Source organism: Ruegeria sp. HKCCA5763, from assembly GCF_013034545.1.
GTDB lineage: Bacteria > Pseudomonadota > Alphaproteobacteria > Rhodobacterales > Rhodobacteraceae > Ruegeria.
The window spans coordinates 550,487-576,075 of record NZ_WQGF01000001.1 but is presented as its reverse complement, the minus strand read 5'-3'; the positions used below and the strand labels follow the sequence as shown (position 1 = coordinate 576,075).

The window sequence follows — 25,589 nt, the reverse complement described above, 5'->3', positions numbered from 1 at the left end:
TCACCACACATCCGATCTGACAGGAACCGCAAATGACCTCAACCGAGAACCGCCCCATTGTACAGATCGACATCGTTTCAGACGTGGTTTGCCCGTGGTGCATTGTTGGCTTTAAACAATTGGACACAGCATTGCAGCAAATGGGTGTTTTGGCCCGGCTGCGCTGGCATCCGTTCGAACTGAACCCGAATATGCCACCCGAAGGTCAAAACCTGCGCGAGCATATCATGGAGAAATACGGAACCACCGCCGAACAAAGCCAGCAAGCGCGGGACAGACTCACTTCGATTGGCGCAGAGCTGGGGTTTACGTTCAACTTCGGCGACGAAAGCCGGATGGTAAATACGTTTGCCGCACATCAGTTGCTGGATTGGGCAGAAGGGCAAGGTCAGCAACACCCGCTGAAGCTTGCTCTGTTTGATGCGAATTTTACCCAGCAGAAGGACGTCTCGGACTCCGAGGTTTTGCTGGATGCCGTTCGATCAGTCGGGCTTGATGCGGAAGCTGCTCGGCAAGCGCTTGAGAGTGGCCAACACACGGGCCCCGTGCGCGAGAAACAGCAATTCTGGACCAGCCGGGGTATTTCCGGCGTGCCGTCCATGGTGTTTGGCGGAAAATACCTGCTGACCGGCGCACAGGGAACCGAAACCTATGCTCAGATGTTGCAACGATGCCTGTCCGAGGCCGCCTGACCCCTTTCCCTGACCGCTTTGCACAGATATGAGGCCGGCATGGAATGGAAAATCACCGATGGTCTGACCAGCTATGACGACGCCGTGGCCTTCATGGAGGCCCGCGTTGCCGAAATCGCACGCGGCAACGCTGAAGAATGCGTTTGGCTGCTGGAGCATCCGCCCCTGTATACTGCCGGCACCTCAGCCAAGATCGAGGACCTAACCGATCCTGATCGGTTTCCGGTCTATGAAAGCAAACGTGGCGGTGAATACACCTATCACGGACCGGGTCAGCGTGTGGCTTATGTCATGCTGGATCTCAACAAACGCGGACGGGATGTGCGCCAGTTTGTAAAGCAATTGGAAACCTGGGTGATCTCGGCCCTGGCTGAATTCAATGTACACGGCGAGATCCGCGACGGACGCGTTGGAGTTTGGGTTCGGCGGGACGACAAGCCGCTCACGGTGACGGGCAAGGCAGCGGAAGACAAGATCGCAGCCATTGGTCTGCGCCTGCGCAAATGGGTCAGCTTTCACGGCATCTCGGTCAACGTCGAACCCGATTTGGAGCATTTCTCGGGAATCGTCCCCTGCGGGATCAGCGAATACGGCGTGACCTCTCTGGTCGATCTAGGACTTCCTGTGACCATGGCTGATCTTGATGCCGCGTTAGAGAAGACATTTGTAGATGTCTTTGGTTCGAATGACGGGTGAGCCACCCTGTATCTCAGCAAAGCGAATCGGTGATATCATGCGAGCTTCAAAACAATACGCTCAAGCGGTTAGCTCTGTTTCCGACGCCTGAAGCAATTAACCGTGTTTAAGCCGGGTTTATCGTTTTTTTTTAGACATTATTTAACTCAACTAGATACAAAGGAGCCGTTAACGAGTAGTATGAAACTGCCAATCAAGAGTGAGTGGTATGTTAACCGGTGATCCAGGGTTCGCCCTCGAAATCCGAGAAGTGTTTTGTTACGAGTCTGCCGTTCCGACCCCAAATCGGAACGGCAATTCTCTTTCCCCTGATTGATACGCGCGTAAACGCCGCGCCCTTTGATGGGGTGTAGGTCCGAAATTCGTTACGGCGGATAACTGAAACTCAGCTTTACAATGCGGCTTTGATCTTTTCGGCGTGCTGCGCGATCTGGTCGAAATCACCCATCTTTCCGGGCGGGCGCATCGACACGTCTTCATGACGCGGCAGGACATGGAAGTGCAAGTGGAAAACTTCCTGCCCGCCTGCGGCTTCGTTGAACTGTTGGATCGTCACTCCGTCTGCATCAAATGCCGCCTTCGCTGCTTGTGCCATTTTCTGCACCGTCTTCATCACGGCAACCAGTTGCTCGGGCGTGGCGTCCAGCACATTGCGGCACGGCGATTTGGGTATCACCAGCAAATGACCGTCCGAACGCGGCATGATATCCATGAAGGCCAACGTCTCATCATCCTCGAACACGCGGGTCGAGGGGATCTCATTGCGCAGGATTTTGGCAAAGATGTTGTCGGGATCGTAGTCAGCCATATTTGGTCTCCGGATTGCGGGTGTTGGCGTAGTTCTGAGACGCCTGCCCATGACGGTCAAGGCGGAACTCTGCCAAACGCCCTTGCGGGCCACCATCTACGGCTTGAAAACCGGGCAAGCATTCCCAGATAGATGCCGTTCGAGGCCTGAAAATCGCGCGGCAACCCCCTGCCCGCGACAATTAATCTTGATCCAGATCAAACTCGGCCATTGAAGGTGCCCTCTTCGCAATCTAAAACCAGCAGGAATCCCGCGCGTTGGAGAGGTCCGACTGCGCGGTGCAGTTGCAACAGGAGGCACCTATAATGGCAGACGCAGCCATTCATGGTCACGACCATGAAGACGAGCGCAGCTTTTTCCAGCGCTGGTTCATGTCGACCAACCACAAGGACATCGGGATTCTGTACCTGATCGTATCGGCCCTAGCCGGTCTGATCTCGGTGGCGATGACCGTTTACATGCGGCTCGAGCTGATGCACCCGGGCGTTCAGTACATGTGTCTGGAAGGCTTCATGGCCGACCCATGTACCCCCAACGGGCATCTTTGGAACGTTATGATCACCTATCACGGTGTTCTGATGATGTTCTTCGTGGTCATTCCCGCCCTGTTCGGCGGATTTGGCAACTATTTCATGCCGTTGCAGATCGGCGCGCCGGATATGGCGTTCCCGCGGATGAACAACCTGTCCTTCTGGCTTTACGTCGCCGGTACTTCTCTGGGTGTGGCCTCGCTGCTCAGCCCCGGTGGTAACGACCAGCTTGGTTCAGGCGTAGGCTGGGTTCTGTACCCGCCGCTGTCCACGACCGAGGGCGGCATGTCCATGGACCTTGCGATCTTCGCCGTGCACGTATCGGGCGCCTCCTCGATCCTCGGCGCGATCAACATGATCACCACCTTCCTGAACATGCGTGCCCCGGGCATGACCCTGTTCAAGGTGCCGCTGTTCAGCTGGTCAATCTTCGTCACCTCGTGGCTGATTCTGCTGTCGCTGCCGGTTCTGGCAGGCGCGATCACCATGTTGCTGATGGATCGCAACTTTGGTTTCACCTTCTTTGACCCTGCCGGTGGCGGTGACCCGATCCTGTATCAGCACATCCTGTGGTTCTTCGGCCACCCGGAAGTGTACATCGTGATCCTGCCCGGTTTCGGCATCATCAGCCACGTGATCGCTACCTTCGCGCGCAAGCCAATCTTTGGCTACCTGCCGATGGTTTGGGCGATCATCGCGATCGGTGTTCTGGGCTTCGTTGTGTGGGCGCACCACATGTACACCGTTGGCATGTCGCTGCGTCAGCAGGCCTATTTCATGCTGGCAACGATGGTTATTGCTGTTCCGACTGGCGTTAAGGTCTTCTCGTGGATTGCGACCATGTGGGGCGGCTCGATCGAGTTCAAAACTCCGATGCTGTTTGCCTTCGGCTTCCTGTTCCTGTTCACCGTTGGTGGTGTGACCGGTGTGGTTCTGTCGCAGGCCGGTGTCGACCGTGCTTATCATGACACCTACTACGTGGTGGCACACTTCCACTATGTGATGAGCTTGGGTGCCGTCTTCGCGATCTTCGCTGGCGTGTACTTCTACTTCTCGAAGATGACAGGCCGTCAGTATTCCGAGTTCTGGGGCAAGGTTCACTTCTGGATGTTCTTCATTGGCGCCAACCTGACCTTCTTCCCGCAGCACTTCCTGGGCCGTCAAGGCATGCCGCGCCGCTATATTGACTACCCCGAAGCGTTCGCTCAGTGGAACTTCGTATCGTCGATTGGCGCGTTCATATCGTTCGCTTCGTTCCTGCTGTTCTTCGGCATCGTGTTCTACGCTTTGTTCCGTGGCGCAAAAGAGACCCGTCCGAACCCATGGAACGAATACGCCGACACACTGGAATGGACCCTGCCATCGCCACCGCCTGAACACACGTTCGAGCAACTGCCAAAGCAGGAAGACTGGGACAAAGGCCACGCGCACTGATCCCATTCCGATCCAAAGAAACCCCGCCCAAGTGGCGGGGTTTTTCTTTGCGCGGACCCGACGTTCGCCAATCAGGACAAAATCGGGTATTATATCAGTGCAAGACAGCCGGAGGGTCGTCTATGCCTGAAATCGACTTTTGGTACTCGATCGGCAGTACTTATAGCTACCTAACCGTGATGCGTCTGGACGAGTGGTGCGCCGAACATGACGCCACAGTGAACTGGCGGCCGTTTAACGTGCGTACCGTGATGTCGACCCAACAGAACACTCCTTTTGCCGGAAAGCCGGTCAAATCGGCCTATATGTGGCGCGATATCGAACGCCGCTGCGCCAAGTACCACATTCACGCCAACCTGCCTGCGCCCTACCCTGTCTCAGATCTGGCTCTGGCCAATCAGGTCGCCGTGCTGGGAATGATTGAAGGTTGGGGTAAATCCTTTACCCAGGCGCTGTACCGTATCTGGTTCGAAGAAGGGATTGAAGCCGGAAGCGAGAACGCCTTGTCCGAAGCCCTTTTACGATGCCAGCAAGACCCCAGGTTGGCGCTGGGACGGGCGCGCAGTGATGACGTCACCGCAGCGCTTGAAGCCGAAACAGAAACAGCTATGAAGCTGGGCGTATTCGGCGCCCCAAGTTTTGTCGTCCGCCAAGAAGTGTTCTGGGGAGATGACCGTTTGGACGATGCCCTGTCCTGGGCGCGTGTCGGTCACGTCATCTAGTCAAAACCCGTCGACACAAGACAGTCCTGCGCTATGTTCGCGATATGCCGTATACATGGAATCAGACATCCGAAACGGAACAAGAGCTTCGCCTTTGGCCGCATAACTCTCTGCCTCCGCGCGGAGCTTTTATCACCATACTTTCGGTGTTCATGTTTGGCCTGATCCCGTTGCTGGCCATGCTGGGGTCTGTGGTTCTGTGGGGGCTGTTACCCTTTCTTCTGATCACGGTATTTGGCCTTTGGCTGGCCATTCAGACCAACTATCGCGCACGCAGCGTTTTCGAGGTTCTGACGCTGTCTGATACGCAAGCGCATCTGGTGCATTACACACCCGGCAAAGACCAACAGGAATGGTCCTGCAATCGCTTTTGGGCAAGGACGGAAATGCACGAGAAAGGTGGACCCGTCCCTCACTATGTCACGCTTGTCGGTGATGGGCGCGAGGTCGAGATCGGTTCGTTTTTATCGGAAGATGAGCGGATAACGCTTTATGACGAACTAAGCACAAGACTGCGCGAACGGGTCGCGCAGTAGGTCATCGTTCATTTTGTTTTTTCAGCAGTTGCCGTTTGACGCTGCGCAAAGGTGATCTTTGACCATCGGGCCAACTTTGCCAAAATCCATCTGTCCGGTGTAACGAGTCTTCAATTCGCCCATGACTTTACCCATGTCTCGGATGGATCCGGCCCCGGTTGCGGTGATCGCAGTCTGAATCGCCTTTGACACCTCGTCATCATCCAGCTGCTTGGGCAGAAATTCCTCGATGACCGCAACTTCCTGCATCTCGCGTTCGGCCAAATCCAAACGGCCGCCTTCTTCATAGGCACGGGCGCTTTCTTTGCGTTGCTTTGTCATTTTACCAAGGATTTCAAGTACCTCAGCATCGCCGCAACCCTTGGCCTCTTCATTGTCCAAGGCGCGCGCGGCGATGTCACGGTCCTTGATAGCCGCGTTGATCAACCGCAACGTCGACAGACGCTCGGCCGCTTTGTCTTTCATTGCTTGCTTCAGGGCTGTGTTCACCCGTGATCGCATGTCCATTTGGTTTGTCCATCCCCATGACAACGGAACCCCGACCATATCTAAACAAAAAGCCTGATACAACAGGAAGCCATTACATCTAAGTCTTTGAAAAACAACAATAGCCAAAAATTTGAACAGGCTTGACCCACGCGCCTAACCCCCTTAGGTATGCGCCGGTTTACCTTGAAGGAGAGTCGCGCCATGGCCCAGAACGCCCCGTCCAAGCCCACCGCATGTCTGGCATTGGCCGATGGTACATTGTTTTATGGCAATGGCTTTGGCGCCACCGGGCAGACTGTGGCCGAGCTGTGCTTTAACACAGCCATGACAGGCTATCAGGAAATCATGACAGACCCGTCATACGCCGGTCAGATCGTGACGTTCACCTTCCCGCATATCGGCAATGTCGGCGTGAACCCCGAAGATGATGAAACCGGCGACCCGGTTGCTGCAGGCATGGTTGTAAAATGGGATCCGACCGAGCCCTCGAACTGGCGATCGGCCGAGGAGCTCAAAGGCTGGTTGGCCCGTCGCGGACGGATCGCGATCGGCGGCGTCGACACCCGCCGTTTAACACGTGCTATCCGTCAACAAGGCGCACCTCATGTTGCTTTGGCCCATAACCCCGAAGGCAATTTCGACATCGAGGCACTGGTTGCAGCCGCCCGTGGGTTTGCCGGTCTGGAGGGCATGGATCTGGCCAAGGATGTGACCTGTGCTCAAAGCTATCGCTGGGACGAAATGCGTTGGGCCTGGCCTGACGGGTATCAGCGTCAGGAAGCCCCGGTGCACAAGGTTGTGGCCGTCGACTATGGTGCAAAGCGCAACATCCTGCGTTGTCTTGCGTCAGCTGGGTGTGATGTAACGGTACTGCCCGCAACAGCCACTGCCGCCGAGGTGCTTGCCCATCAGCCTGATGGAGTGTTCCTGTCGAATGGCCCCGGCGATCCGGCAGCGACCGGAGAATACGCTGTGCCTATGATCAAAGAGGTACTGGAGACCACCGATCTGCCTGTTTTCGGCATCTGCCTCGGCCACCAAATGCTGGCACTGGCCTTGGGCGGTCAGACAGTCAAGATGAACCACGGCCACCACGGCGCCAACCATCCGGTCAAGGATCTGGATACCGGCAAGGTTGAGATTACTTCGATGAACCACGGCTTTGCGGTTGATGCTCAGTCTCTGCCCGATGGCGTTGTGGAAACCCACCAATCTTTGTTTGACGGGTCGAACTGCGGGATTCGCATGACAGATCGGCCCGTTTATTCGGTGCAGTATCACCCGGAAGCATCCCCCGGGCCTCAGGACAGTTTCTATCTGTTCGAGCGTTTCGCTGACGCCATGGAAAAGAAAAAACAGAGCGCATAACTCTCAAGCTTTGCAGTGTTAACGGCACGTTAACCTTGATCGAACAACCCTGAGCACGGGTAACTGTGCCAGGGTTCTTTTTATGGTTGAGCTTAATCTCCAAAATTTCACAGCCGCTTCTCCGATCCCCGCTCCCGGATTTCGAAAACCGCTGGGCACCTGTCTGGTAGAAGCCGAAACTCTGACGCAGTCGGAACTCGACCACGCCTTGCATTTGCAATCCCAGCAAAACGCGCCTTTGGGCGAAATTTTGGTGGGTGAAGGATTTGCCACCCGGCAAGACATCTTGCATGCCCTGTCTGTCCAGTCCGGCTGGCAGATTGCGAACTTGGAACAGATCCCGCCCATGCCGGGGCTGTGCGACCTGAAACCAGTTGGCTTTTGGTTGAAACACAACGTCATTCCGTGGATGCGCGTGGGCCCGCTTCTGTTGGTTGCGACAGCGCGTCCGGATCGGTTTCCAGCTGTCACAAACAACATGCGGGATTGCGACTACACGATCATTCCAGTTCTTGCGGCTTCTGATCAGATCGACCGCACTATTGCCCGACAGTTTTCGCGCCCTTTGGCAGAGGCTGCAGAAACACGGGTTGATGCGGATCAGAGTTGCCGCAACTGGACGATTGGGTCGCGCATCGTACCGTCTGTTTCAGCGCTTGGAATTATTGCGTTGTTTTTTGCTTTCCCGTGGTTTGTGTTGGCGACCCTGCTTGCCGCGGCTGTGGGAACTTTAATTCTCTTTGCTGTTCTTCGCCTTGCCGGTACTTTTGCCTATTTGCGCCACAGCTTTCGTCAGAAGCCAGAAGCGTCTGATGCAGCTGTCACCCTGCGACAACCCTGCGTTTCGATCATGGTTCCCCTTTACAAAGAACGCGAGATTGCGAATGCGCTTGTCCAACGGCTCAAACGCCTGACCTACCCCAAGGCGCTCTTGGACGTTATCTTGGTGCTGGAAGAAAAAGATGAGGTCACGCGCGCAACTTTGGCGAAGATTGACCTGCCCAGCTGGATGCGGATTGTCGAGGTGCCAGAATTGGACGGGCTGACCACCAAGCCGCGCGCCATGAACTATGCCTTGGACTTTTGCCGCGGCGACTATGTGGGTGTCTGGGACGCCGAAGACGCACCGCAGCCGGATCAGATCGAACGGGTCGTCGCGCATTTTTCCCAGGCTCCGCCCGAGGTCGTGTGTCTTCAGGGCAGTCTGGATTACTACAACCCACGCACAAATTGGCGTTCACGCTGCTTCACCATCGAATACAACAGCTGGTTTCGCATCATTCTGCCCGGAATTGCGCGCTTGGGGCTTGTCGTCCCGTTGGGTGGGACAACGTTTTTCTTCCGTCGAGACAAGCTGTTGGAATTGGGAGGCTGGGATGCACACAACGTGACCGAAGATGCTGACCTTGGCGTTCGGCTGTGCCGGGCCGGATACCGAACCGAACTGGTGGACACTACAACTTATGAAGAGGCAAATTTTCGCGCCTGGCCTTGGGTGAAACAGCGCTCACGCTGGCTCAAGGGCTTTATGGTGACGTATCTTGTGCACATGCGCTCAGCAAAAAGACTATTGCGCGATCTGGGCGCCGCGCAGTTTTTGGGGCTTCAGGCGTTTTTCCTAGGCACGCTGGGTCAGTTTTTGCTGGCCCCTGTTCTGTGGGTATTCTGGCTCTCAACGTTGGGGCTTTCCAATCCGCTGGCACCCGTTTTGCCACAGAATCTGACTACGGCGCTGGTGCTGTTGTTTTTGACGACTGAGGCGTTGAATATCTGCGTTGGCTGTCTTGCCGTTTCGGCACGAGAGCGGCGTTTTTTGTTGCCCTGGTTTCCCACCATGGCTTTGTACTACCCCTTGGGCGTGGTTGCAGCCTACAAAGCTCTGTGGGAGCTGGCAACGAATCCATTCTTCTGGGACAAAACCCAACATGGGCAAGCCAGCGAAGATCAGCCGCTGGCCTGATACTTATTTGTCGCGCAGGCTTGCGTCCTGTTTCAGGCGCATCATGAACGCGATCGAGATATGATCCTTCAGCGCTCGAGCCGCTGCCTCTTCATCCCTTGCGGCAATGGCTTCGACAATGCCCTTATGCTCACTTTGGGCGATTTCACCACGCCCCTGCACCGCCAGAGAGGTGGTTGCCATCAACGCCATTGTGCGATGCACAAGATCAAGTTGCTGCACCAGATAGCGATTATGAGACGCCAGATGGATCTGTTCGTGGAAGCGCCGGTTTGCACGCGACAATGCCGACGGGTCATCAATCAGCTTGTCATCTTCGACGACCATCTCCTGCAGAACCTTGATCTCTTCTTCGGTCGCATGTTTGGCCGCAAGGCTTGCAGCCAACCCCTCCAGTTCCCGACGTACGATGTAAAGCTCGGCCATCTGGTTGTGATCCAGCGACGCCACGATCAGCGACCGACCGTCCCGTTCCAACAGTGACTGTGTCTCGAGCCGTTGCAACGCTTCGCGGATCGGCGTGCGTGACACTCCGAACCGTTCGGCCAGCTCGCTTTCCACCAGACGATCACCGGGTTTGTAGACACCCACGTCGATAGCTTCGAGTATCAGGCTATAGGCATCCTTGGTTGGGGATCGGGTCTGGCTCATGGGGTTCATTATCTCCTCGTTCGGACATGTCTATCCGTCCAAAGGGGGAACGATCAAGTAGAGCATTGAAAACACCGCGCCCGCGCCCTACACCCTGCTTATGGTCAAACCGGCTTTTTCTCATGTCACACAGTGGGTGTTCGATCTGGACAACACCCTGTACCCGCCATACATGCGTCTGTTCGATCAGATCGAGGTGCTGATGACGGATTATGTCATGCGGGCCATAGGTGTGGATCAAGCCGAGGCGGACCGTTTGCGGGCGCATTACTGGCGCGAATACGGCACCACGCTGGCCGGTTTGATGGCCGAACATGATCTGGACCCCGACCCGTATCTGCACGCAGTCCATCAGGTGGACATGAGCCATATGGACCCAGATGAAGACCTGGCCGATCACATACGCGCCCTGCCTGGGCGGCGCATTGTCTACACCAATGGCAGCGCCCCTTACGCTGAACGCGTGCTGAACGCGCGCGGCCTTTCCGGGTTGTTCGATGCAATCTATGGCGTTGAACATGCAGGCTATCGGCCCAAGCCCGAAAAAGCAGCCTTTGAGGCCATCTTTGCCCAGGATGGTATCCAAGCTGAAAAAGCCGCCATGTTCGAGGATGATCCGCGCAATCTGGCGGCTCCGCACGAGATGGGAATGCGCACAGTGCACGTGGCGCCTGACCCGCATGACGCAGATCACATCCACCATCACACGGACGATTTGACCGCGTTTCTGGCTCGCCTGCGATAGGCTGTCACACTGCGACGATCCGCACATTCTGCACCTGCATCCTCGTCCCTATATGCACGTCAGCGACGAACAGATGGAGACCTCAATGACCGCGATCGAGATGACCGGCCGCCTGCCGATTTGGCAGCGCCTTTTCTTTGCAATCCCTGTATTCGGATGGCTGGCCCGCGATGCGGTCAATGGCAAGGCCGAAGATCTGTATTACACCGCCGGTGCGATTTTCAGCATGTGGGGCTGTTCCATCATGTTGTTCGGCCTGCCCGGTCTCTTCATTCCTGCCCTGATGATGGTGCCGGTGATGTTTTTGATTCTCGTCCTTATTTCTCGGGGCTGAGGCACGGGACAGGATGTCACTTGGCGCTTGGGGTCGAACCGAACTAGGTTCTGCCCAAACCGATGAGAGGCGCCATGACTGACAGTTGTGACATCCTGATTTCCGGCGGCGGCATCGCCGGCTTGACCGCAGCAGCGGTTTTCGGAACAGCAGGCTTTGACGTGACCTGCGTGGACCCGACCCCTCCGATCACTGAGCGGGATGTGGACGGATCGGACCTGCGCACCACTGCCTTTCTGCAGCCCGCGCACGGATTGCTCGAACAGTGCGGGCTTTGGGCGCGTCTGGACGCTCATGCAGCGCCTTTGCAAATCATGCGTATCGTAGACGCAGGCGGTGACGTGCCCGAACCGCGCGTTGTGCGCGATTTCAATGCCGCCGACATTTCTGATCAACCCTTTGGTTGGAACTTGCCCAACTGGCTGCTGCGCCGGGAAATGGTGGCGCGACTGGCAGAACTTCCCAATGTCGATTTCCGCCCCGGCACAGGTACGACCAGCCTATTCACCCGCACCGCCGAAGCCCGCGTTGGGCTGAGCGATGGCAGCCGCGTTCGGTGTAACCTGGTGCTGGCCGCCGATGGCCGCAATTCGCCCATGCGCGATGCCGCCGGGATATCGGTTCACACAACACGGTATGGCCAGAAAGCGCTGGCTTTTGCCGTCACCCACCCCATTCCGCATGAAAACGTTTCAACCGAGATTCACAGATCGGGCGGGCCGTTCACGCTAGTCCCCTTACCCGATTGGCAAGGGCAGCCGTCCTCAGCCATTGTCTGGATGGAGCGTGGTCCGAAGGCAATCGACCTTCTGAACCTCGAGCCTGAAGCATTTGAGGCCGCAATGACCGAACGATCCTGCGGGTTGTTTGGCCCCTTGAAGTTGGCGTCGCGCCGGACGATCTGGCCTATTATCAGCCAGTCTGCTGAGCGGCTGGCTGGCGAACGCATTGCCCTTATGGCCGAAGCGGCGCATGTGGTGCCGCCGATTGGCGCTCAGGGGTTGAACATGTCTTTGGGTGATCTGCGCTGTCTGCTGGATTTGGCACAGGCCCGTCCCGAAGGATTGGGCGATGCTCAGATGCTGGATGCATACCACAAGGCCCGCCATACCGAGGTCGAAATGCGCGTCAGGGGCATCGACCTGTTGAACCGCGCCTCGATGATCGAGGCGCGTCCGTTGCGTGACGCACGGGCCATGGGGCTGAGCGCGCTCTATTCTCTGCCGCCCGTACGCAAGACACTGATGCAGATGGGCCTTGGCGTCCGCTAAGGCCCGGTTCGTTTACAGAACCTGATCCAGCACCCGTTTCAAGCGCGCAATGGTTGCGTCCACATCATAAAGCTTGTCGAGCCCGAACAGACCCAGGCGGAAGGTGCTGAACCCCTCGGGTTCATCACATTGCAGGGGCACGCCAGCAGCAATCTGCATCCCCAGCGCTGCAAATTTCTTGCCGCTCTGAATGTCGGGGTCCGAAGTGTAGCTGACCACAACGCCGGGCGCGCCAAAACCGTCAGCAGCTACTGAAACGATGCCCTTGTCCTTCAGCATTGCCCGCACACCATCTCCCAACGCCCATTGCGCCGCGCGCAACTTTTCGAACCCATAGTCTTTGGTCTCAGCCATGGTATCGCGGAAAGCCAACAATGCGTCCGTGGGCATGGTTGCATGATAGGCATGACCACCGTTTTCATACGCCTGCATAATCTGACGCCACTTTTTCAGATCAACCGCAAAGCTGTCGGAGTTGGTCTCTTGCAACCGGGCTTCGCCCCGCTCGGACAACATGACAAGGCCAGCACAAGGCGATGCGCTCCACCCTTTTTGCGGGGCAGAAATCAGAACATCGACACCTGTCGCCTTCATGTCCACCCAGGCGCAACCGGATGCGATGCAATCCAGTACCATCAATGCTCCGACCTCATGCGCCGCATTAGCCAGCGCGGCCACGTAATCATCCGGCAAAATGACTCCTGCCGATGTTTCGACATGCGGGGCAAAGACAACACCCGGCTTTTGTGACCGAATGGCTTCGACAACTTCGTCAATGGGTGCGGGCGCAAACGGCGACGGGCTGGAATTGCCTGTCTGACGCGCCTTCATAACCGTGGCACTCTGCGTCAGGGCCGCGCTTTCAATGATTTGACTCCATCGGTACGAGAACCACCCGTTCCGAACCACCAAAACATCCGTCCCCCGCGCAAACTGACGGGCGACGGCTTCCATGGCATAGGTACCGCCGCCGGGAATGACCGCAACGCCGTCTGCGTTGTATACCCCCTTCAACATGTCCGAGATGTCCCGCATGACCTGCTGGAACTTCTGGGACATATGGTTCAGCGAACGATCGGTGAATACCACCGAAAACTCTTGAAGTCCGTTCGGGTCAACGGTGTCCAACAACGCAGGCATTCTTGATCCTTTCCAAAACTCTTCCGAGAACCTGATCGTTTTGCCTTTGCCCGTAAAGTACTTTCGCGACAAAAAGTGACGTTACGGCATGTCACACAGATTTGTACAAATCTGCGCCAAATCTCGCCAACACCACCACATTTGACGCCAACTAGTGTCACCTTCCCCTTTACACTTCTAATTGCTTCTGAACAGATGCACACACTTTATACTTGAAGGGATAATTCTACCCGTGACTATACAAAAGCGGATCAGCTTCCAGTCCGTTCGAGACGAAGTTAAACGACGTATTGAAAGCCGTGTCTGGCCACAAGGGTCTCTTTTGCCAACGGAAACACAGTTGGCAGACGAATTTAATTGCGCGCGTGCCACAGTGAACCGCGCCCTGAGGGAATTGGCCGATCAGGGGTTCGTCGAACGCAAGCGTAAACGCGGAACGCGGGTCAAGAAAGAACCCAGCAAACACGCCAAGCTTGAATTCTCACTCGCACGACAGACGATCGAAAGCCAGAACGCAACCTATCGGTATGCTCTGGTCGAGCGGAACGTGGTGGAAAGCCCTCGCTGGCTGTCTTCACAAATAGATATTTCTCGTGACAAGCGCGTGTTGCATGTCACCTGTATGCACTACGCGGACAACCGACCGTTTCAATTGGAAGAACGCTGGATCAATATCGATGCAGTTCCAGAAGTGGAAGATGCCGACCTGTGCGCACAGGGCCCACATGAATGGTTACTGAATGCCGCGCCGTTCACCGAAGCTGAAGTTGCATTCTGCGCCATTTCTGCCGATGCAAAACTGGCAGAGTTCATGGGGACGACGACCGGCACATCGATGATTCAGATGGAGCGCACCACCTGGAAAGAGGACAAGCCGCTGACCTTTGCCCGGATGACACATCATCCCGGCTACTGTATCCGCACCAAATACTGAGGCGTTTCAGCCAAGGGGCCCAGGCAAGCGTTCTTCGCTGAGCAAAACGTTTGCTTCAACATCCCCTGCACCGGGCAACGTCATGATTCGACGTCGTAATACGCGCTCAAAGTCAGACAAGTCCCGCGCAACAACGCGCAGGCGATAGTCATATAGGCCCAACACGTGCTCGACTGTCTGGACCTCGGGGATGGCACTCACCGCGCGCTCGAAGTCCTCAAGATTGATCTGCCCTTTGCGGCCAAGTTTGATACCCAGAAACACCGTCACCCCGAAACCCAACGCGTCGGCGTTCAGACGCAAGCGCCGCCCCTTGATAACTCCTGCTTCCTCCAGTCGCCGGATTCGGCGCCAGGTGGCCGGTTGCGACAATCCAAACCTGCGACCCAAGGCACCGGCACTCTGTGTCGCGTCCTGTTGCAGAACACGCAGCAAGCGTCGATCAATCTCATCCAACTCGATCATACAGGTAACACCTCATCGCTTTTGACCCGCGCGATGTGCATCAGCGCCTCGATATCGGCGATATGGGGCAAGGTCAGGATACGGTCGCGATACAGTAGTTGGTAATGGTTCATATCCTTCGCGATGACCGACAGTCGCACGTCCACCCGACCCAGAAAGGTCTGGATCTCGACCACCTCCGGCACATTTCTCGCCGCTTCGGTGAAATCGTCAAAGGCACGCGCCTGTGTCTTGTCCAGAGTAACGCGAAGCGAAACTTCGACCGCATAGCCCATGGCAACCCAGTCAATCATGGCCTCTTGTCCTTGTATGATCCCGGCCGCCTGCATCTTTTCAATCCGCCGCCAACAGACCCCAGCGCTGATCCGGCACAGATCGGCCAGCTCCGCAGTGGTCAGGCTTGGGGTAGCCTGAAAATGACGCAAGATGCGACGATCAATGTCATCAAGCATGATTTTTTCACATTTTATAGTTTTGAAGAATTATTCTTCACCTTTTTCACAAAAACTCAAGCTCAACACTATCGCCAATACGCGATCAGGCATGTAAAACCGCCGCAATCTAACCAGAAAGGACCGGCGAAATGCGCGTCTATTACGATCGCGATTGCGATATCAACCTGATCAAAGACAAAAAAGTGGCCATCCTGGGCTATGGCTCGCAGGGTCACGCCCACGCGCTGAACCTGCGTGACTCGGGTGCCAAGAATCTGGTCATCGCCCTGCGCGAAGGTTCGCCTTCGGCCAAGAAAGCCGAAGCGGAAGGTCTGGAAGTCATGGGCATCGCCGAAGCGGCGGCCTGGTGCGACGTCATCATGTTCACCATGCCCGACGAGTTGCAGGCTGAAACCTACAAGAAATACGTCCACGACAACATCAAGCCGGGTGCTGCGATCGCGTTCGCTCACGGCCTGAACGTCCACTTCGGCCTGATCGAGCCGAAAGAAGGCGTCGACGTCATCATGATGGCCCCCAAAGGCCCCGGCCACACCGTACGTGGCGAATACACCAAAGGCGGCGGCGTGCCCTGCCTGGTCGCCGTTGACAATGACGCGACAGGCAAAGCGCTGGAAATCGGCCTGTCCTACTGCTCGGCCATTGGTGGCGGTCGCTCGGGCATCATCGAAACCAACTTCCGCGAAGAATGCGAAACCGACCTGTTCGGTGAACAAGCCGTTCTGTGCGGCGGTCTGGTCGAACTGATCCGCTGCGGCTTTGAAACGCTGGTCGAGGCCGGTTACGCGCCAGAAATGGCCTATTTCGAGTGTCTGCACGAAGTGAAGCTGATCGTTGACCTGATCTACGAAGGCGGCATCGCCAACATGGATTATTCGATCTCGAACACAGCCGAATACGGTCAGTATGTGACCGGCCCGCGCATCCTGAAATACGACGAAACCAAAGCGCGTATGAAAGAGGTTCTGAACGACATCCAGCAGGGTAAATTCGTTCGCGACTTCATGCTGGAAAACGCCGTGGGCCAGCCGACCATCAAAGCGTCGCGCCGCGCGAATGACGAGCATCAAATTGAAGAAACCGGTGCCAAGCTGCGCGGCATGATGCCGTGGATTTCGGCCGGCAAAATGGTCGACAAAGAAAAGAACTAAGCCTGACCTCTGTCAGCACAAGGGCGGCCCCGGTGGTCGCCCTTTTTCGTTTGCACAAAAAAGCGGCGCAGCACATAAACACCCGGTCAGATTAACCTTTTTTCAGTTTCACGCAGCCCCGACAGGAAAACCGATGGTGCAACAGCCAACAAAACAGGATTGGAGCGGTGTCTTCACGCTGGGCCTGATCTGGGGCGCGACCTTCATGGTCGTGGCCATGGCGCTTGAAGGCTACGGCCCGATCACGGTCGCGACCTCTCGGACAACTCTGGGCGCTGTGACCCTGCTGCTTTTGATGTGGGTGACCGGTCGCAAACTGCCGGTTCTGACACCCGCTCTTAGCACTTCGATTGTGCTTATCGGTGTCCTGTCCACGGCCGTGCCTTTCATGCTGCTGAGTTGGGGGCAGCAGTTTGTACCATCCGCCTTTGCAGGGCTGTCTATGGCAGCTGTTCCGCTGATGGTGCTGCCGCTGGCCCACTTCTTCTCGGATGAACCCCTGAATCTGCGCCGTTTTCTGGGGGTGTGCCTTGGGTTTTCAGGCGCATTGGTGCTGATCGGCCCCGGCCTTGCACAATTGGGCCAAGGGGCAGAGCCCCTCGCGCAGCTGGCCTGCATCACGGCAGCCCTGTGTTACGCAAGCTCATCTGTGCTGACCCGACGCTGTCCACCTGTCGACCCTTTGGTTTTGGCTGCCCTGACGCTGGTTGTAGGAGCTATGCTTCTTCTGCCCATAATGCTGGTCACCGAAGGTCTGCCAACGTGGCAAGGGCCACGCCCGACGATCGCTTTGATTGTGTTGGGATTGGTCCCAACCGCTTTTGCCACCCTCTTGCGCGTGTCGATCACCCGCAGCGCCGGATCGGTCTTCCTAACATTGGTGAACTATCAAGTGCCGATCTGGTCGATGGTGTTCGGCGCATGGATCCTGTCCGAGGCCCTGCCCCTGCGCTTTTACATTGCCTTGGGTCTGATCCTGACCGGCATGGCGATCAGCCAATGGTTCAGCCTGCGCAAGGTTTTGCTCGGACGTTAACCCGTAGCAGCTTCGACCTCGGCCACGATGCTATCGACAACTTGTGTCAGCAGCCTGTCGTCTTCGCACTCGGCCATGACCCGGATCAGAGGCTCGGTCCCGGATTTGCGGATCAGCAACCGGCCCTGCCCGTTCAAACGCGCTTCGGCATCGGCAATGGCAGCCTGGACGCTCTGAACCTCCAGCGGGGTTTGACCGCTTGCATAGCGCACGTTTTTCAGCAACTGCGGCACCGTTTCGAACTGTTTCGACAGATCCGACGCCTTACGCCCCGATAGAACCATTTCCGCCAGAAAATGCAGACCGGCCATAAGTCCGTCACCGGTGGTGGCATAATCGCTCATCACGATATGGCCGGATTGTTCACCGCCAAGGTTGAACCCGCCTTCCCGCATCCGCTCAACCACATAGCGGTCGCCAACGGCCGTGCGCTCCAGACGCAGCCCCTGCCCTGTCAAGTGGCGTTCGAGGCCCAGATTGGACATCACCGTCGCCACCAGGGCATCGCCCTTCAGCTGGTCCGATTTCTTCCATGCCGTCGCCAGCAATGCCATTAGCTGATCGCCATCGGCCACTTGACCGGTTTCATCAACCACAACAACCCGGTCTGCATCGCCATCCAGACAGATGCCGACATCTGCCCCATGGGCCACAACCGTTTCTGCGGCCAGTTGCGGCTTTGTCGATCCGCAATTGAGGTTGATGTTCTTGCCGTTGGGCGCAACACCAACTGGAATGACATCAGCGCCGAGCTCCCACAGGACCTCGGGCGCAGTGCGGTGGGCCGCACCGTTTGCGCAATCGATGACCACTTTCAGACCATCCAAACTCACGTCACGGGGCAAGGACGACTTAACACGCTCGCCATAGCGGAACCGCGCATCATCTACACGACGCGCCCTGCCGATATTCTGCGCCTGCGCGGGCCGGACGCCTTCGTCGATCAGTTTTTCGATCTCGATCTCTGCCTGATCGGACAGCTTATAGCCATCGGGCCCAAAGAACTTGATGCCATTGTCTTCTGCCGGATTATGGCTGGCCGAGATCATAACCCCCAAGTCAGCGCGCATGGACCGCGTCATGAGCCCAACAGCAGGCGTTGGTACGGGCCCCAGAAGCAGCACGTTCATACCCGTCGAGGTCAGACCCGCCGTCAGCGCGTTTTCCAGCATGTAACCGGACAGACGTGTATCTTTACCGATGACAACCCGGTGCACACCTGTCGCGTCGCGGCGAAAGTAACGCCCAACCGCAGCCCCGATGCGCAAGGCCATTTCCGCCGTCATCGGATGCGTGTTGGCGGTGCCCCGCACCCCGTCAGTTCCGAACAGCTTGCGCATACGTGTCACTCCGTGATTTGTCTTGAGACCGGATTACCGGACAGCAGCCCACAGGCGCAAGGCCTGAGAGGTCTCGGCCACGTCGTGCACGCGAATGATTTGCACGCCCTGAGACAATCCTGCCAAAGCCACCGCAATTGATCCCGGTGCACGCGCCGTCTTGCACGGCTCTTGCCCAATCGAACCAATGAAACCTTTGCGTGACACGCCCAGCAGGATCGGGCAGCCCAAACCGTGAAACAGGCTGAGATTCCGCAGCAAGGTCAGATTGTGGTCTTCGGTCTTGCCGAAGCCAATCCCTGGATCAACAATGATCTGATCGCGGCTGAGGCCAAAGTCCTTTAGCAGAGCAATCTGGTTCTCCAGAAAGTCATACACATCCAGCAGTACATTGTCGTAGTGCGGATTGTCCTGCATCGTGGCCGGGTCGCCCTGCATATGCATGACACAAACAGGTGCGCCCTGCGCCGCACAAAACGGTGCCAGATCAGCGTCAAAGGTAAAGCCTGAGACATCGTTCACCAGTCCGGCCCCGGCATCGCAGGCAGCTTTGGCCACACTGGCCTTGCGCGTATCGATCGAGATCAGAGCGTCCGTTTCTGACCGTATCGCTTCGATCACAGGGCGGGTGCGGGCAATCTCTTGTTCGGCGGGAACAAAATCTGCACCTGGGCGCGTGGATTCCCCACCGATATCCAGAATGGTCGCCCCTTGCGTAACCATTCCAGCAGCGGCCATACGGGCGGCTTCCGCCGAGCTGTGGACGCCGCCATCCGAAAAACTGTCTGGCGTGGCATTCAGAATGCCCATGATATGCGGCACCTGCATGTCCAGACCTGCAATGTCTGCCCGCGCCTGGGTCAAACGGTCCAGATGGTCTGAAGGAACCTCTGATACCGCAACAATCTCACGGTCCCCCCCGCGCCGCAGAGCTTCAACATGGGTAAACCAGAGCGATTGCCCTGCCAGCGGAACGGCACCTGCAGGGCGGGCCGGGCCATTTTGAACCAGTGGCCTGTAGTAAACACTCACAGCAGGGCCTGATCCACGGCAACGGCGCGCAAAGGCGTTTTGGGTTCTTTCGGCAATGCCCCGCCGATCACCAGCATTTCGCTGGCTTCAAAGGTCGCAGCGAACCAGGCAGCAAGGGCTACAGCATCCGATGGTGCGGCAGACGGGCCATCCACAGCGTCCAAAACGATCTTTGAAGGGGCCCAGACGCAAATCTGGCCGTTCTTCATCGCCCAATCCAGTTCCGTCCGGGTCGAAACCACAACACAACGGTGATCTCGTGCCGCCAGAACCCAAGCATTCTGCTCAATGGCCAGCAAATCAATACGGCGCTGCGTCATCGCGTGGCCAGTTTGGGGCGCAGCCAAATCCGACGCCCCAACGCAAAGGATCAATGGACGCTGACGGTTTTCCAACTGGTCAATCCAACCGGTCAGGTTGTCCGAGGAAATGGCTTCGTTCGACAGGTACACAAGGCGCGGATGCGGGCGTTCTTCCTCGACCACGTCGTGATGAACCGAGTCCTTTCCGCGCACGATTTCGACCCCCAACGCACCCGGACCACGATCCAGCTTTTCGATGCGAACAAAAACCCTTACGGCTTGGTGTTCGAGCAAGATGCGTTCGGCCACACGCTCGGCCAGCGTCTCAAGCAGGTTCAATCTTTCTGCGGCCAACTCAAATGCAATTGCTTCGGTGACGCGATCATAGGACAGGATGCGGTCCACGTCGTCGTCAATTTCGGCGGCCAGCGGGCGCACCTCGACCACGATATTAAAACAAATCCTTTGGGTGGTTCCTCGCTCAGCCTGAAAAGCACCGATCTCAACTTCGACGATGTGATCGCGCAGCGAAATCCGATCCAGCGGCCCCCGGGTTGAGGTTGCCTCGGATCTCTCGGACGGGTGTGCGAATGCCAGGCGGATTTCAGAACTCATAGGTCAGGCCTTTTTGGGCTCGTTGCAAAGTATGCCTACTATAGGCGTTGCCGGGGCCTATAGCACTTATACAAACGCCATTCCAACCGCCGATTGCGGCGTCAGGTGACCCGAAACCAGCTCATCATACCGGATGCGGCGTGTCCTAGCATATGGCAATGCAACAGCCAGTCCCCCGGATTGTCCGCGACCAAAGCGATCTGACGAGTCTGCCCTCGTCCAACCAAAACAGTGTCCCTCCAGGGGCCAAACGACCCATCACCCAGAATCAGCCTGAAGTGATGACCATGCAAATGCATCGCGTGCGGAAATGCCGTTTCATTTACGAATTCAACACGGTGCAGACTGCCGATTTCTGCATCCAGAAACGGATCCTTAGGGCGTTCAGCACGGCCATTTAGCGCCCAGAACCGGCCAAGCTGCGCCAACTCTTGCCCCGACAATTCAGTTTCACCAAGTCTGGCGCCTTCCAACCATCGCATCGCGCCGCCTTGCAAAACCATTCTGTGCAAAGGCGCGTCTTCAATATTTTTTATTTCCGGCAAAGGGTTAGGCGGCAATGCTGACACGCTCTGCCTTTGCGCCTTTGCTGCATCGCCTGTAACGTCGAAACGCGCCAGACCAAAGGCACCGTCCCTTTCCACACTAACGAGACTTGCTGTATCACCTTCGGTGACAACGTCGACAATCAGATCCGCACGCTGTGCAGGCGCCAGTGGAAACGATCCTGACAGTTCCAACGGAGTTTCCAGCGGCATACCGTCCAAAGCAACGATCCACCCGGACAGACCATCAATATCCAGATCATAGATCCTGGCGTTAGAGGCATTGATCAAGCGCAATCGAAGCCGTTGATGTCTTTGCACAGAAAACGCTGGATCAAACGATCCGTTTACGGTGACGATATTGCCAAGCCGACCTGCGTGGCTCAGGTCATGGCCGTTGCCGAAATCGTCTGTTATCTGAGCCGTTTCCGGGTCTAACCGCCAATCATCCAGCATCAGTATCAGGTCCTGATCGACATCTGGCGTTTGTGCCTCCTCGACGATCAGCGGCCCGTAAAGGCCCCGTGCAACCTGTTCCATTGACCTGTTGTGCGCGTGATACCAATACGTACCCGCATCAGGAACGACAAAGTCGTAATCAAATGAACGGCCCGTTTCGACCACATCCTGCGTTAGGCCCGGCACACCATCCATCGAATTGTCTATGCGGATTCCGTGCCAATGGACCGAAGTCGGCTGGGGTAGCGCGTTCAACAGTTGGCGCTGAACGCGCGCGCCCTGCCCGACCCTTATGGTGGTTCCCGGAACAGTGCCATCGAAGCTCCAAACTGTGGTGTCAGGAAACCCGTCGGGCGCAACGCGCTGCTGCGCCTCGCGCGCCTCGAGCATCAGATATCCGGCCCGGGCCGCAAACGGCAACAGAGACGCTGCCGCCGCAGTTTTAAGTATGTGCCTTCGAGTAAATAGCATTACGGGCCTCCTGGCCCGTAATATAGACTGCAACTTGCATCGCGCCACCAAGCTTCCAGCGCGGGTGCGTCAATCAGTTGCTCGCTGTCCGGTAGTTGTGGCGATAGAAGATATGCACACCAATCCGCGCGGTCTGTTTGTAGACACGTGACCACGATGGACGAACTGCAGTGGTGTGGTAATGGGTTGCCCCTTCGGTCAGTTCTTTTGCGACGCCATCAATCGCCGCACGGGCCACTTTCGACACGCGCTCATAGGCTTTCTGTTCGTGGATGACCTCTTTGCGGCCATCGCACGTGTATGTGAATTGGCACTGGTATTTTTTCCCTGTGCCTTGGCGGATGACACCGCACAACGAATCCGGGAAACGACCGCTTTTGACACGGTTCAGGATCACTTCAGCCACAGCGAACTGACCGCGGACGCTTTCACCACGCGCTTCAAAATACAACGCCTCGGAAAGGCACTTCCAGTTGTCGTCACCAGCTGCTTTAGGTTGCTGATCAAGCCAATCCTTGGAATAGGTCACTTCAACAGGCTCAGCGGCTTTACGCGGCTGGAACAGCTGGAAATAATCGCGAAACCGTTGGCCAGGCAATTCGTTACGGGCCACAAGCTCTTGCTTTGCGGTTTCGGTTGCTTCCCTCTCGGCGAAGGACGCACTTGGCAGCACGGTTGCCGCCAATGTGGCAGCAGCCAGTATATAACGTAGCATCAGATAACCTCGCACAGGCACTTCACGCGCCATACCCTCCCCCGGCGGGCGCGACGAGGCATCTAACGCAACCAGACGCAAAGGTCCAGCCTTTTGAAAAAAGCAAGTGGAAAATCGCCCGTCGCGAAGAATTACTTCGCCCACGAGTGACCATGTACCCCACTAATCCTTGGGATACCTGGTCCTGTCAACCCCCAAGTCTGGACGAAATCGCCAGTTGAGCGGCAGCCAGCCGAGCCACCGGAACCCGGAACGGAGAGCACGACACGTAGTCAAACCCCAAATCCCGGCAAATGGCGATTGATTCGGGGTTTCCGCCATGTTCGCCGCACACAGACAGGGTCACGTCAGGTTTTGCAGCGCGCCCTCTTTCCGCCCCCAGTTTCAACAATTCCCCCACCCCATCGGGGTCAAGGACATGAAACGGGTCTTCACCAAAGACACCCTGTTGCACATAGGCCGACATGAATCGACCGGCATCGTCCCGCGACAGGCCATAGGTCATCTGCGTCAGGTCGTTTGTACCAAAACTCATAAATGCCGTTTGTGGGGCGATCTCTTCCGCGCGCAAACAGGCGCGTGGGGTTTCGACCATTACGCCCAGCCGATAGTCGAACTCCTGCCCCTGTTCCGACGCAACAGCCGCCGCGACCGAGTCGATGCGGGATTTGACCAACTCAACCTCGCGCTTTGCCGAAACCAGTGGGATCATCACCTCGGGCACGACCGCGGCACCGTTCTGGCGGGCCTCCAGCGTGGCTTCAAATATTGCGCGCGCCTGCATGTCATAGATTTCGGGAACGGTCACACCCAGTCGGACGCCACGCAGGCCCAGCATCGGGTTGTACTCGCTCATGGCCGCAACCCGCCGCTCAACATCCGAGACTGGTAAGTCAAGCGCTTCGGCCAGTTCCCTTTGCCCGCTGCGGGTGGTGGGCAAAAACTCGTGCAACGGAGGGTCGAACAGTCGAATGCAGACAGGCTTACCTTCCATGATCCGGAAAAGTTGCACGAAATCTTCGCGTTGCATTGGCAGCAGGCGTTCCAGTACTGCCGCCCGACCGGACGAGGTTTGTGCAAAAATCATTTCGCGCATCACGATCAGACGACCAGGATCAAAGAACATATGCTCGGTCCTGCACAGGCCGATCCCCTGTGCCTCGAAATTCCGGGCTGTTTGCGCATCCGCAGGCGTGTCAGCATTGGCGCGAATATCAATGTCACGCTCTGCATCGGCCCAGGCCATAAGCGTCTGAAAACAATCGTCCAGCGCCGCCTCGAGCATCGCAGGCTGCCCTGCCAGAACCTGGCCCGAGCTGCCATCGATGGTCAGAACATCGCCGGTCTTGAAGACACGCCCATCCTGAGCGGTCAGCATCTTTTTCTTTGTTTGAAACCGCATGTCGGACGCGCCGACGATACAGGGCAAACCAAGGCCGCGCCCGATCACTGCCGCGTGGCTGGTCATCCCGCCTTTTTCCGTCAACACAGCCACGGCCGCATGCATCCCGCGTACATCCTCGGGCGAGGTCTCGCGGCGCACCAGAACACAAGCTTCACCACGCGCGGCACTGGCCTGCGCCTCAGCCGAGGTGAACACGATCTTGCCGGTCGACGCACCGGGACTGGCCCCGATGGCCGTCGTCAGCACGTCGCGCTTGGCGTCAGGGTGCACCTGACGGTGCAGTAATTCGTTCAGCGCATGAGGGTCCACACGCATGACCGCCTCTTGCTGCGGGATTATGCCATCCTCGGCCAGTCGCACTGCGATCCGCATGGCCGCACGGGCGCTGCGCTGCACCCTCACGCCGTCCAGAATGTGTACGTCACCATTTTGAATGACGAACTCAACCTGCATCTCTTCGCGCAGCTTTTCGCGCATCAAAGCGGCTTGTTCCTTGAGTTCTGCAAAAGCCTTTGGCGCCACTTCCTCAAGCGATGGTCCGCGCGGGTCTTTCTCCAAGAACAGCGCGGCAACGTCTTCGCCCAGAGCATCCCGACCCTGACTCTGGCTCAGGTAGCGTCCGGTGATCTGCGGCATCCCGGTTGTGGAATCGACCAGTTGCAAGACACCGGAACCACATTCCCCTTGCCCTACACCGGGGATCATCTCTTGAATGACCAGCCCAAGCCCGGCATCCGCCGGAGCCCCTTTGGCCTGCCGCAACAAGCGCGCCGAGGTTCCATCCCATGCGCGCGCCATCGACCGCAGAACACCGATCAATTGCTCTCCGCGATCCTGTGGAAAGGCTTCATCGGTTTCGTCTTCATAGGCCCGCAACGACTGGCTCAGACCTTCACTCCCGTCCAATTCGATGTCATCGAACAGATCGGGGTCCAGACGCGCCACGTGGATTGCATAGCTTTGCACAAATCTCAGATACAGCGCCGCTGCAGCCTCGGCCCCCATGGTTTCGGAAAGGTCCACATAGCACGCATCGTTCATTCCGATGTTCAGAACCGCACCGGGCCCGCCCCAATCCGGGTCTTCGGAACTGGGCCGAACGCATAGCAACGTCGTCGGGTCAAACTGTTCCAGGATCGCGGCCAGATCCGGAATTTCGCCTTCGGCGATTTGATGTACGGACTCAAAAGACAGGGCAACCGTGCGCGGCACCGGTAGGTCGAGGCGGACCAGCCGTTGCAAACACTTGGCCCGCCCGCCATGAGTGTTCGCCATGACAGGAGCGTCG

The 25,589-nt window shown here is 57.1% G+C and carries 25 protein-coding genes; 13 read left to right on the top strand and 12 right to left on the bottom strand.

Going from position 1 to position 25,589, the window contains the following annotated elements; all coding sequences use genetic code 11:
• Nucleotides 1-32 precede the first annotated feature (32 nt).
• Nucleotides 33-692, top strand: a complete 660-nt coding sequence (locus GOV89_RS02855) for a DsbA family oxidoreductase (RefSeq protein ID WP_171237399.1) — start codon at nt 33-35, stop codon at nt 690-692.
• Between the two features lie 39 nt (nt 693-731).
• On the top strand, nt 732-1,388 hold the full coding sequence (gene lipB, locus GOV89_RS02850; protein ID WP_171237398.1) for a lipoyl(octanoyl) transferase LipB: 657 nt from the start codon (nt 732-734) through the stop codon (nt 1,386-1,388).
• A gap of 391 nt (nt 1,389-1,779) precedes the next feature.
• Here lipB and GOV89_RS02845 read toward each other — a convergent pair whose 3' ends face one another.
• The gene (locus GOV89_RS02845) at nt 1,780-2,196 is read right to left on the bottom strand and encodes an HIT family protein (RefSeq protein WP_171174666.1); all 417 of its coding nucleotides are present in this window, start codon (nt 2,194-2,196) and stop codon (nt 1,780-1,782) included.
• A 305-nt stretch (nt 2,197-2,501) separates the two neighbouring features.
• Between GOV89_RS02845 and ctaD the strand changes: the two genes are divergently transcribed.
• The 3 genes from ctaD to GOV89_RS02830 all read left to right on the top strand — a co-directional run bounded on the left by ctaD (nt 2,502) and on the right by GOV89_RS02830 (nt 5,418).
• Nucleotides 2,502-4,160, top strand: coding sequence for a cytochrome c oxidase subunit I (gene ctaD, locus GOV89_RS02840; protein WP_171089416.1), 1,659 nt, complete (start codon nt 2,502-2,504; stop codon nt 4,158-4,160).
• Nucleotides 4,161-4,282: 122 nt separating this feature from the next.
• Nucleotides 4,283-4,882 (top strand): 2-hydroxychromene-2-carboxylate isomerase, encoded by a 600-nt coding sequence (locus tag GOV89_RS02835; protein ID WP_171237397.1) that lies wholly within the window; start codon nt 4,283-4,285, stop codon nt 4,880-4,882.
• Nucleotides 4,883-4,926: 44 nt separating this feature from the next.
• Nucleotides 4,927-5,418, top strand: a complete 492-nt coding sequence (locus GOV89_RS02830; RefSeq protein ID WP_171237396.1) for a DUF2244 domain-containing protein — start codon at nt 4,927-4,929, stop codon at nt 5,416-5,418.
• A 21-nt stretch (nt 5,419-5,439) separates the two neighbouring features.
• Here the strand turns inward: GOV89_RS02830 and GOV89_RS02825 are convergent, their stop codons facing one another.
• Nucleotides 5,440-5,925 carry a GatB/YqeY domain-containing protein gene (locus GOV89_RS02825; protein ID WP_171174673.1) on the bottom strand — a complete coding sequence of 162 codons (486 nt, stop codon included), beginning with the start codon at nt 5,923-5,925 and terminating at the stop codon, nt 5,440-5,442.
• Between the two features lie 183 nt (nt 5,926-6,108).
• Between GOV89_RS02825 and carA the strand changes: the two genes are divergently transcribed.
• Together carA and GOV89_RS02815 are read left to right on the top strand one after the other, a co-directional pair.
• Nucleotides 6,109-7,275 (top strand): glutamine-hydrolyzing carbamoyl-phosphate synthase small subunit, encoded by a 1,167-nt coding sequence (gene carA / locus GOV89_RS02820; RefSeq protein WP_171237395.1) that lies wholly within the window; start codon nt 6,109-6,111, stop codon nt 7,273-7,275.
• An 82-nt stretch (nt 7,276-7,357) separates the two neighbouring features.
• Nucleotides 7,358-9,235 carry a glycosyltransferase family 2 protein gene (locus GOV89_RS02815; RefSeq protein ID WP_171237394.1) on the top strand — a complete coding sequence of 626 codons (1,878 nt, stop codon included), beginning with the start codon at nt 7,358-7,360 and terminating at the stop codon, nt 9,233-9,235.
• Between the two features lie 3 nt (nt 9,236-9,238).
• Here the strand turns inward: GOV89_RS02815 and GOV89_RS02810 are convergent, their stop codons facing one another.
• The gene (locus GOV89_RS02810; protein WP_171237393.1) at nt 9,239-9,886 is read right to left on the bottom strand and encodes a GntR family transcriptional regulator; all 648 of its coding nucleotides are present in this window, start codon (nt 9,884-9,886) and stop codon (nt 9,239-9,241) included.
• 100 nt (nt 9,887-9,986) lie between these two features.
• Between GOV89_RS02810 and GOV89_RS02805 the strand changes: the two genes are divergently transcribed.
• The 3 genes from GOV89_RS02805 (at nt 9,987) to GOV89_RS02795 (ending at nt 12,236) form a co-directional block, all read left to right on the top strand.
• The gene (locus GOV89_RS02805; RefSeq protein WP_171237392.1) at nt 9,987-10,631 is read left to right on the top strand and encodes a pyrimidine 5'-nucleotidase; all 645 of its coding nucleotides are present in this window, start codon (nt 9,987-9,989) and stop codon (nt 10,629-10,631) included.
• Nucleotides 10,632-10,716: 85 nt separating this feature from the next.
• Nucleotides 10,717-10,965 (top strand): hypothetical protein, encoded by a 249-nt coding sequence (locus GOV89_RS02800; RefSeq protein ID WP_171091130.1) that lies wholly within the window; start codon nt 10,717-10,719, stop codon nt 10,963-10,965.
• 74 nt (nt 10,966-11,039) lie between these two features.
• Nucleotides 11,040-12,236 carry a UbiH/UbiF family hydroxylase gene (locus tag GOV89_RS02795; protein ID WP_171237391.1) on the top strand — a complete coding sequence of 399 codons (1,197 nt, stop codon included), beginning with the start codon at nt 11,040-11,042 and terminating at the stop codon, nt 12,234-12,236.
• Between the two features lie 12 nt (nt 12,237-12,248).
• Here the strand turns inward: GOV89_RS02795 and GOV89_RS02790 are convergent, their stop codons facing one another.
• Nucleotides 12,249-13,376, bottom strand: coding sequence for an aminotransferase class V-fold PLP-dependent enzyme (locus tag GOV89_RS02790; protein ID WP_171174693.1), 1,128 nt, complete (start codon nt 13,374-13,376; stop codon nt 12,249-12,251).
• Between the two features lie 232 nt (nt 13,377-13,608).
• Between GOV89_RS02790 and GOV89_RS02785 the strand changes: the two genes are divergently transcribed.
• On the top strand, nt 13,609-14,310 hold the full coding sequence (locus tag GOV89_RS02785; RefSeq protein ID WP_171237390.1) for a GntR family transcriptional regulator: 702 nt from the start codon (nt 13,609-13,611) through the stop codon (nt 14,308-14,310).
• 6 nt (nt 14,311-14,316) lie between these two features.
• On the opposite strand, the gene GOV89_RS02780 is transcribed toward GOV89_RS02785, so the two are convergent.
• Together GOV89_RS02780 and GOV89_RS02775 are read right to left on the bottom strand one after the other, a co-directional pair.
• Nucleotides 14,317-14,775, bottom strand: a complete 459-nt coding sequence (locus GOV89_RS02780) for an Lrp/AsnC family transcriptional regulator (protein ID WP_171237389.1) — start codon at nt 14,773-14,775, stop codon at nt 14,317-14,319.
• On the bottom strand, nt 14,772-15,227 hold the full coding sequence (locus GOV89_RS02775; RefSeq protein ID WP_171234043.1) for an Lrp/AsnC family transcriptional regulator: 456 nt from the start codon (nt 15,225-15,227) through the stop codon (nt 14,772-14,774). The genes GOV89_RS02780 and GOV89_RS02775 overlap by 4 nt, the downstream gene beginning before the upstream one ends.
• A 131-nt stretch (nt 15,228-15,358) precedes the next feature.
• On the opposite strand from GOV89_RS02775, the gene ilvC reads away from it, so the two are divergent.
• Both ilvC and GOV89_RS02765 read left to right on the top strand, forming a co-directional pair.
• Complete coding sequence (ilvC, locus tag GOV89_RS02770; RefSeq protein WP_171174700.1) at nt 15,359-16,381, top strand: ketol-acid reductoisomerase; 1,023 nt, start codon at nt 15,359-15,361, stop codon at nt 16,379-16,381.
• A 133-nt stretch (nt 16,382-16,514) separates the two neighbouring features.
• Complete coding sequence (locus GOV89_RS02765; RefSeq protein ID WP_171174703.1) at nt 16,515-17,417, top strand: DMT family transporter; 903 nt, start codon at nt 16,515-16,517, stop codon at nt 17,415-17,417.
• Here the strand turns inward: GOV89_RS02765 and glmM are convergent.
• The 6 genes from glmM to GOV89_RS02735 form a co-directional block, all read right to left on the bottom strand.
• On the bottom strand, nt 17,414-18,757 hold the full coding sequence (gene glmM / locus GOV89_RS02760) for a phosphoglucosamine mutase (RefSeq protein ID WP_171174706.1): 1,344 nt from the start codon (nt 18,755-18,757) through the stop codon (nt 17,414-17,416). The genes GOV89_RS02765 and glmM overlap by 4 nt on opposite strands.
• A 33-nt stretch (nt 18,758-18,790) precedes the next feature.
• Entirely contained in the window at nt 18,791-19,789 is a 999-nt protein-coding gene (folP, locus tag GOV89_RS02755; RefSeq protein ID WP_171237388.1) for a dihydropteroate synthase, read from the bottom strand.
• Nucleotides 19,786-20,706: a dihydroneopterin aldolase gene (locus GOV89_RS02750; protein WP_171237387.1), complete on the bottom strand. Its 921-nt coding sequence runs from the start codon at nt 20,704-20,706 to the stop codon at nt 19,786-19,788. The genes folP and GOV89_RS02750 overlap by 4 nt, the downstream gene beginning before the upstream one ends.
• Nucleotides 20,707-20,807: 101 nt before the next feature.
• On the bottom strand, nt 20,808-22,181 hold the full coding sequence (locus GOV89_RS02745) for a multicopper oxidase family protein (RefSeq protein ID WP_171237386.1): 1,374 nt from the start codon (nt 22,179-22,181) through the stop codon (nt 20,808-20,810).
• Between the two features lie 73 nt (nt 22,182-22,254).
• The gene (locus tag GOV89_RS02740; protein ID WP_171174713.1) at nt 22,255-22,896 is read right to left on the bottom strand and encodes a cell wall hydrolase; all 642 of its coding nucleotides are present in this window, start codon (nt 22,894-22,896) and stop codon (nt 22,255-22,257) included.
• Between the two features lie 187 nt (nt 22,897-23,083).
• Nucleotides 23,084-25,576, bottom strand: a complete 2,493-nt coding sequence (locus tag GOV89_RS02735) for a putative PEP-binding protein (protein ID WP_171174715.1) — start codon at nt 25,574-25,576, stop codon at nt 23,084-23,086.
• Nucleotides 25,577-25,589 lie beyond the last annotated feature (13 nt).

Excerpts from the sequence above, each read along its gene's own strand:
- lipB (WP_171237398.1), top strand. The coding sequence starts at position 732 with ATGGAATGGAAAATCACCGATGGTCTGACCAGCTATGACGACGCCGTG.
- GOV89_RS02805 (WP_171237392.1), top strand. The coding sequence starts at position 9,987 with ATGGTCAAACCGGCTTTTTCTCATGTCACACAGTGGGTGTTCGATCTG.
- glmM (WP_171174706.1), bottom strand. The coding sequence starts at position 18,757 with ATGCGCAAGCTGTTCGGAACTGACGGGGTGCGGGGCACCGCCAACACG.
- GOV89_RS02795 (WP_171237391.1), top strand. The coding sequence starts at position 11,040 with ATGACTGACAGTTGTGACATCCTGATTTCCGGCGGCGGCATCGCCGGC.
- GOV89_RS02775 (WP_171234043.1), bottom strand. The coding sequence starts at position 15,227 with ATGCTTGATGACATTGATCGTCGCATCTTGCGTCATTTTCAGGCTACC.
- ilvC (WP_171174700.1), top strand. The coding sequence starts at position 15,359 with ATGCGCGTCTATTACGATCGCGATTGCGATATCAACCTGATCAAAGAC.
- carA (WP_171237395.1), top strand. The coding sequence starts at position 6,109 with ATGGCCCAGAACGCCCCGTCCAAGCCCACCGCATGTCTGGCATTGGCC.
- GOV89_RS02825 (WP_171174673.1), bottom strand. The coding sequence starts at position 5,925 with ATGGACATGCGATCACGGGTGAACACAGCCCTGAAGCAAGCAATGAAA.
- GOV89_RS02750 (WP_171237387.1), bottom strand. The coding sequence starts at position 20,706 with ATGAGTTCTGAAATCCGCCTGGCATTCGCACACCCGTCCGAGAGATCC.
- GOV89_RS02735 (WP_171174715.1), bottom strand. The coding sequence starts at position 25,576 with ATGGCGAACACTCATGGCGGGCGGGCCAAGTGTTTGCAACGGCTGGTC.
- GOV89_RS02790 (WP_171174693.1), bottom strand. The coding sequence starts at position 13,376 with ATGCCTGCGTTGTTGGACACCGTTGACCCGAACGGACTTCAAGAGTTT.
- GOV89_RS02815 (WP_171237394.1), top strand. The coding sequence starts at position 7,358 with ATGGTTGAGCTTAATCTCCAAAATTTCACAGCCGCTTCTCCGATCCCC.
- ctaD (WP_171089416.1), top strand. The coding sequence starts at position 2,502 with ATGGCAGACGCAGCCATTCATGGTCACGACCATGAAGACGAGCGCAGC.
- GOV89_RS02780 (WP_171237389.1), bottom strand. The coding sequence starts at position 14,775 with ATGATCGAGTTGGATGAGATTGATCGACGCTTGCTGCGTGTTCTGCAA.
- GOV89_RS02765 (WP_171174703.1), top strand. The coding sequence starts at position 16,515 with ATGGTGCAACAGCCAACAAAACAGGATTGGAGCGGTGTCTTCACGCTG.
- GOV89_RS02835 (WP_171237397.1), top strand. The coding sequence starts at position 4,283 with ATGCCTGAAATCGACTTTTGGTACTCGATCGGCAGTACTTATAGCTAC.
- GOV89_RS02800 (WP_171091130.1), top strand. The coding sequence starts at position 10,717 with ATGACCGCGATCGAGATGACCGGCCGCCTGCCGATTTGGCAGCGCCTT.
- GOV89_RS02855 (WP_171237399.1), top strand. The coding sequence starts at position 33 with ATGACCTCAACCGAGAACCGCCCCATTGTACAGATCGACATCGTTTCA.
- GOV89_RS02845 (WP_171174666.1), bottom strand. The coding sequence starts at position 2,196 with ATGGCTGACTACGATCCCGACAACATCTTTGCCAAAATCCTGCGCAAT.
- GOV89_RS02740 (WP_171174713.1), bottom strand. The coding sequence starts at position 22,896 with ATGCTACGTTATATACTGGCTGCTGCCACATTGGCGGCAACCGTGCTG.
- GOV89_RS02830 (WP_171237396.1), top strand. The coding sequence starts at position 4,927 with ATGCCGTATACATGGAATCAGACATCCGAAACGGAACAAGAGCTTCGC.
- GOV89_RS02810 (WP_171237393.1), bottom strand. The coding sequence starts at position 9,886 with ATGAGCCAGACCCGATCCCCAACCAAGGATGCCTATAGCCTGATACTC.
- GOV89_RS02745 (WP_171237386.1), bottom strand. The coding sequence starts at position 22,181 with ATGCTATTTACTCGAAGGCACATACTTAAAACTGCGGCGGCAGCGTCT.